This is a genomic window from Methylobacterium sp. WL18 (assembly GCF_008040015.1).
GTDB classification, from domain to species: Bacteria; Pseudomonadota; Alphaproteobacteria; order Rhizobiales; family Beijerinckiaceae; genus Methylobacterium; species Methylobacterium mesophilicum.
This window is the reverse complement of record NZ_VRVD01000337.1, coordinates 1-5,006: the sequence shown is the minus strand read 5'-3', so window position 1 is coordinate 5,006 and position 5,006 is coordinate 1. Positions and strand designations below refer to the sequence as shown.

Sequence of the window (5,006 nt, the reverse complement as noted above, 5' to 3'; positions counted from 1 at the left end):
CCGCGCTCGCCGCGGTGCCGCCCTCCCTGCGCGGGGACGCCTCCTACATCTTCTCCCGGGCGCAGTTCTTCCGCCGGGCCGACAAGCCCGAGGAGGCCGCCGCGATCCTGGCCACGGCGCCCAGCAACCCGGACGTGCTGGTCGACGGCGACGAGTGGTGGGTCGAGCGCCGGATCGTGGCCCGCAAGCTCCTCGACCTCGGCGATTCCAGGACCGCCTTCACGGTGGCGAGCGGCCACGCGGCCCGCACCCCCGAGAAGCGCCTGGAGGCGGAGTTCCACGCCGGCTGGATCGCCCTGCGGTTTGCCGGCGACCCGGCGAGCGCCGCGCAGCACTTCGCCCGGATGGCGACCATCGCGGAGAGCCCGGTCTCGCTGGCGCGGGCCGCCTACTGGCAGGGCAGGGCGGCCGAGTCCCTCGGCCAGCACGACGTGGCGAAGACGTTCTACGAGCGCGCCGCCCTGCAGCCGATCGCCTATTACGGCCAGGTCGCCCGGGCCCGGCTCGGCCAGACCAGCCTGCCGCTGCGCGCGCCGGCCGACCTCGAAGGCGTTGAGCGGCAGGCGTTCGAGGACCGGCTGTCGATCCGGGCCCTGCGCCTGCTCGGCGAGGCCGGCCTGAAGGACCTGGCGCTGCCGCTCTACATCGACGCCGCCCGGGACCTCACCGACCCGCGCGAGATCCAGGCGCTCGGCGACCTCGCCACCGAGATGAAGGACGCCCGCGCCCTGGTGGCGGTCGGCAAGCTCGCGGTGCAGCGCGGCCTGCCGCTCGACGCCCACGCCTATCCGACCATCGGGATCCCGACCTACGAGACCTTCACGGCGGTGCCGCAGGTGGAGCGGGCCATGGTCTACGCCATCGCCCGGCAGGAGAGCCAGTTCGATCCCCGGGCCCAGTCCGGCGTCGGCGCCCGCGGCCTGATGCAGATGATGCCGGCTACCGCCCAGCGCACCGCCCGCCGGGTCGCCACATCCTTCGACGTCGACCGCCTGACCAGCGACCCCGCCTACTGCGCCAAGCTCGGCCAGGCCCATCTCGGCGAACTGATGGAGGATTGGCGCGGCTCCTACGTCCTCGCCTTCGCGTCCTACAATGCCGGCGGCGGCAACGTGAAGAAGTGGATCGACGCCTACGGCGACCCGCGCAAGGGCGAGGTCGACGTGATCGACTGGGTCGAGCGCATCCCGTTCACCGAGACCCGCAACTACGTGCAGCGGGTGATGGAGAACCTGCAGGTCTACCGCTCCCGCCTGGACAACCGCAGCGCCCTGCTGATCGACGGGGATCTGCACCGCGGGGCGCGGTAGGGGCTCGCACACGACGGCGCGGTTCGGGGCGGGCGGGGCGAAAAGTCCCTTCGAACCGGATACGCGCATTCCCTTCCCCCGCAGAGGGGGGGAAGGGGACGCGCGTGGGTCTTCCCGGCTCCCTTACCGCCGCTCGTCCTCGATGATGCCGCGGATGACGGTGAGCGCGCGCGCGCGGCCCTCGCTGGTCCGGATCGCCGACCAGAGCCGCAGGCATTCCTGCGCCCCGGCCTGGCCGTCGGTCGTGCCTTCGTCGTCGAAGAACCGCTCGACCGGGATGCCCAGGATTCCGGCGAGCGTCAGCAAGGTCTTGGTCCCCGGCTTGTCCGAGCCGCTCATGACGGACGATCCTCTGCCACCAAGTCGGCCGCGATCGCGGCGCAATCGGGCTCGACCCTGGGTCCTCGATTCCATGCGCGCTGAGGCCGAACCGATATTCCTGTCTGCGGCGCGCATGAGCCGGTATAAATCCATCACCGGGATAGTATAAAATAATGTATAAAGATCAAGGCTGCTATCTTTATTTAATTCTCAGGGTTACCTTTCATACGAACCGAGCCGGCCCGGAACGCTGCAATGATTTTTTCGACCGATGCGTCTGGTCGGTTCGTCTATCTCAGTGGTGAGTGGTCCGAGATCACGGGGCAGGACCGGTCGGCCGCGCTGGGTCTCGGCTGGCTCGACCGCGTCCCCGAGACCGACCGGGCGACCATCCAGGACGTATTCAGCCGGGCCGCGGCCGCCGTCAGCGAATTCAGCCTGCGCTTCCGGCTGCACTGCGCCGACGGAAGCGTGCGGTGGCTCGGCGCCGGGGGCCTGCCCTCGTTCGGCCCCCCGGATTCGACCTTCCTGGGCTATCTCGGCTCGATGATCGAGATGACCCCGAGCGCCACGGACGGGATGCAAGCCTACGGCCATGTCGGCCGCTACCTGCCGCCGCCGACGCATCATGCGACCGCGCCGCAGGATCACCTGGACCGGATCGCCGACCACCTGATCATCGCCCACTCGTTGATCGAGGGCGACGGCGCCAAGAGCGCCCTGCCGGGCCTGCGCGCCGCCCTGTTCGAGGTCGGGCGCGCCATCGCCCGCCGGAGCACGGAAACGCCGAACGCCTACAACTGACGGGTCCCCATCGTTCACGGTCCACGACAGGGCACAACCGCCGGGTGCCGGACCGGTCGTTGCGGGCGAAGCCGGTGACGAAACGCGACACGCCGCATCCGTCTCGGCAGCAAAACCCGTCGCATCGCAGCTGACAGGCGCGCTCCCTCCCCCCTCTGCGGGGGAGGGTGGGCCGGCCGTCAGGCCGGGTCGGGAGAGGGGAGCCCGGGCTCAGGACATGGCGCGGCCGGCATGACGGGCAAAGCTTGTTTCTGCGCCGTCGCTCCCCTTTTGCGGGACTTCGTCCCGGCCCGACCGCCTTCGCGGGCCACCCTCCCCCTCTGCGGGGGAGGGAACGCGCGTGTTGGCCTCGGACAGATGTATTTTGCGGCCGCGAACCATCCGGACTGCGATCTGTGAATCCGGTAGCTCGTGCGGGGTAGGGGCCCCGCGCTCCATCCTGCGCCCGCGCCGCCCACACCGATGCGGGCATCCGGTGGCCGCTGCGGGGGCGGGACGCTAGCGCTGCCCGCGCCGGAGCAGGAACACCCCCTGGGCGCCGAACAGGTTCCAAACCCACCAGGGCATGGAGAAGCGCATCGGCCGGCCCCGGCCGTCCAGGGCGGTGGCGGTCTCGATCTCGGCGCCGATGAGCCGGCACAGGCCGACGAAGTCGCGGATCGTGCAATGGTGGATGTTGGGCGTCTCCCACCAGGCATCCGGCATGATCTCGGTGACCGGCATCCGGCCGCGCAGGGCCAGCTCCGAGCGCACCCGCCAATGCCCGAAATTCGGGAACGAGATGATCACCTGCCGGCCGATGCGCAGCAGGTGCTCCAGCACGATCCGGGGATTGCGGGTCGCCTGGATGGTCTGGGACAGCACGACCACGTCGAAGGCGTCGTCCGGATAGTTCTCCAGGTCGGTGTCGGCGTCGCCCTGGATCACCGACAGGCCCCGGGCCAGGCAGGCGTTGACCCCGTCCCGGGACAATTCGATCCCGCGGCCGTCGATGCCGCGCCGGTCGCGCAGCAGCGCCAGCAGGGAGCCGTCGCCGCAGCCGATATCGAGGACGCGGGCGCCCGCCGGCATCAACCCGAGCACGACGATGTGGTCGACGCGGGCGCCGCCGCCCTCGGCGGTGCGGGGGAGGGTGTCGGTGGATTGCCACGGCGCGCCGGGGGCGGCCTTGCCCGAGGAACCCTTGAACAGCATCGAGCCGCTCATAGGCCGCGGGCCCGGGCGGCGGCGTCGATGAAGCCCCGGGCGGCCGAGAACATCGCCGGCTCGTCGAGCAGGAAGGCGTCGTGGCCCTTGTCGGTCTCGACCTCGACGAAGGCGACCGGGGCTGCGGCGGCGTTCAGCGCGTGCACGATCACCCGGGACTCGGAGGTCGGGAACAGCCAGTCGGAGGTGAACGAGATCAGGCAGAACCGGGTCTTGATCCCCCGGAACGCGTTGGCCAGCGCGCCGCCATGGTCCTCGGCGAGGTCGAAATAGTCCATCGCCCGGGTGAGGTAGAGGTAGGCGTTGGCGTCGAACCGCTCGACGAAGCTCAGGCCCTGGTGGCGCAGGTAGCTCTCGATCTGGAAGTCGGCGTTGAACGAGAAGGTCGGGGCCGAGCCGCCCTGGAACCGCCGTCCGAACTTCCGGTGCAAGGCCGGCTCGGACAGGTAGGTGATGTGCGCGCCCATCCGGGCGACGCCGAGCCCCTTGGACGGCCGCGTGCCCTCCTCGAGGTAGCGCCCGTCCGCCCAGGCCGGGTCGGCCATGATCGCCTGCCGGCCGACCTCGTGGAACGCGATGTTCTGCGCCGAGTGGCGCGGGCCGGTGGCGATCGGCATCGCGGCGAAGACCCGGTCGGGATAGAGCGCCGCCCATTGCAGCACCTGCATCCCGCCCATCGAGCCGCCGATGCACAGGAACAGGTCGCGCACGCCGAGCCGCTCCAGCAGCATCGCCTGGGCGCGGACCATGTCGCGGATCGTCACCAGCGGGAAGTTCAGCCCGTAGGGCCGCCCGGTGGCGGGATCGATCGAGGCGGGGCCGGTGGAGCCCATGCACGACCCGATCACGTTCGAGCAGACGACGAAGTAGCGGTCGGTGTCCACCGGCTTGCCGGGGCCGACCAGGGTCTCCCACCAGCCGGGCTTGCCGGTGAGCGGATGCGGATGGGCGAAGTACTGGTCGCCGGTGAGCGCGTGGCAGATCAGCACCGCGTTCGTGCCCGCTTCGTTCAGGGTGCCGGCGGTCTGGTAGGCGATCTGGAAGGGCGCGAGTTCGACGCCGGCGTCGGTCAGCAGCGGCGCGTCCGGGCCGAACCGCATGACCAGGCTTTTCGGGTCGAGCGCCTGCGAAGGCTCCGACAGGCGCCCGGTCGTCTCGTCGATCGGGTCCGGCCGCAGGGCCGTGTCCGGTTGGGTATCCATGCGGGACTTGACGACCGTGTGTCGGCGATCCCGGTCCGCGGCAGGGGGCGCGGTGTCGCGAGACCCGCCCCACTCGCCCGACGCGGCCAGCGAGACCGGGAGGTAATGCGCGCGGCCGCGAGCGTCAACGCGCGCCCATCGCGGAGCGGGACCGGTTCAGGCG

The 5,006-nt window shown here is 70.8% G+C and carries 5 protein-coding genes; 2 read left to right on the top strand and 3 right to left on the bottom strand.

The window, feature by feature from the left end; translation table 11 throughout:
• Positions 1-1,310, top strand: a 1,310-nt coding sequence (locus FV228_RS19960) for a lytic transglycosylase domain-containing protein (protein WP_147856211.1), incomplete at its 5' end; no start/stop codon positions are given.
• Positions 1,311-1,433: 123 nt separating this feature from the next.
• Here FV228_RS19960 and FV228_RS19955 read toward each other — a convergent pair.
• Positions 1,434-1,649 carry a hypothetical protein gene (locus FV228_RS19955; protein WP_147856210.1) on the bottom strand — a complete coding sequence of 72 codons (216 nt, stop codon included), beginning with the start codon at positions 1,647-1,649 and terminating at the stop codon, positions 1,434-1,436.
• A 237-nt stretch (positions 1,650-1,886) separates the two neighbouring features.
• Between FV228_RS19955 and FV228_RS19950 the strand changes: the two genes are divergently transcribed.
• A complete protein-coding gene (locus FV228_RS19950) occupies positions 1,887-2,435 on the top strand; it encodes a PAS domain-containing protein (protein ID WP_147856209.1) in 549 nt (182 codons plus the stop codon).
• Between the two features lie 498 nt (positions 2,436-2,933).
• Here FV228_RS19950 and metW read toward each other — a convergent pair whose 3' ends face one another.
• Both metW and FV228_RS19940 read right to left on the bottom strand, forming a co-directional pair.
• Positions 2,934-3,629 carry a methionine biosynthesis protein MetW gene (metW, locus tag FV228_RS19945; protein WP_147856208.1) on the bottom strand — a complete coding sequence of 232 codons (696 nt, stop codon included), beginning with the start codon at positions 3,627-3,629 and terminating at the stop codon, positions 2,934-2,936.
• Positions 3,630-3,637: 8 nt separating this feature from the next.
• Positions 3,638-4,843, bottom strand: coding sequence for a homoserine O-acetyltransferase (locus FV228_RS19940; RefSeq protein ID WP_147856207.1), 1,206 nt, complete (start codon positions 4,841-4,843; stop codon positions 3,638-3,640).
• Between the last annotated feature and the right edge of the window lie 163 nt (positions 4,844-5,006).

Coding starts and splice junctions, on each gene's coding strand:
- FV228_RS19955 (WP_147856210.1), bottom strand. CDS start 1,649: ATGAGCGGCTCGGACAAGCCGGGGACCAAGACCTTGCTGACGCTCGCC.
- FV228_RS19950 (WP_147856209.1), top strand. CDS start 1,887: ATGATTTTTTCGACCGATGCGTCTGGTCGGTTCGTCTATCTCAGTGGT.
- metW (WP_147856208.1), bottom strand. CDS start 3,629: ATGCTGTTCAAGGGTTCCTCGGGCAAGGCCGCCCCCGGCGCGCCGTGG.
- FV228_RS19940 (WP_147856207.1), bottom strand. CDS start 4,843: ATGGATACCCAACCGGACACGGCCCTGCGGCCGGACCCGATCGACGAG.